This is a genomic window from Caballeronia choica, from assembly GCF_001544535.1.
In the GTDB taxonomy this organism is placed as follows: domain Bacteria; phylum Pseudomonadota; class Gammaproteobacteria; order Burkholderiales; family Burkholderiaceae; genus Caballeronia; species Caballeronia choica.
Genome location: NZ_FCON02000633.1, coordinates 1 through 537, shown reverse-complemented (window position 1 = coordinate 537; position 537 = coordinate 1). Strand labels below are relative to the sequence as shown.

The 537-nt window shown below is 58.7% G+C and carries 1 protein-coding gene; it reads right to left on the bottom strand.

Translation table 11 applies throughout. The annotated features are described in order from the left end of the window. Positions 1–9 precede the first annotated feature (9 nt). Positions 10–537, bottom strand: a 528-nt coding sequence (locus AWB68_RS46075) for an AMP-binding enzyme (RefSeq protein ID WP_143282104.1), incomplete at its 5' end; no start/stop codon positions are given.

Below are 537 nucleotides of genomic sequence, written 5' to 3'. Positions count from 1 at the left end.
ACACAACGCTCAGTTCGCAGCCCTGGCCATCAGATGATCGCCAAACTGGTCCCGCAGACGGTTTTTCTGGACCTTGCCCGTAGCGCCCAATGGGATCGCGTCGACGAAGACCACATCATCAGGCGTCCACCACTTCGCGATCTTGCCTTCATAAAAGGCGAGTAGTTCTTCCCGCGTTAAATCCGCTTGCTGTTTCCTGACGACGATCAGCAATGGCCGCTCGTCCCACTTCGCGTGTTTCGCGGCAATGCATGCCGCCTGAGAGACTGCGGGGTGCGCCATCGCGATATTCTCCAGGTCGATTGAGCCGATCCATTCGCCACCCGACTTGATGACGTCTTTGCTGCGATCAGTGATTTGCATGAAGCCATCGGCATCGATGGTCGCAACGTCGCCGGTCGGAAACCACTCTTGTCCCTCGTGATCGATCTGCAGTGGGTTGTCCCCCTCGCTCCGGAAATAGTCGCGCACCACCGAATGCCCACGCACCAGCAGATCACCAGAAGTCGCGCCGTCCCAGGGCAACTCCATGCCGTC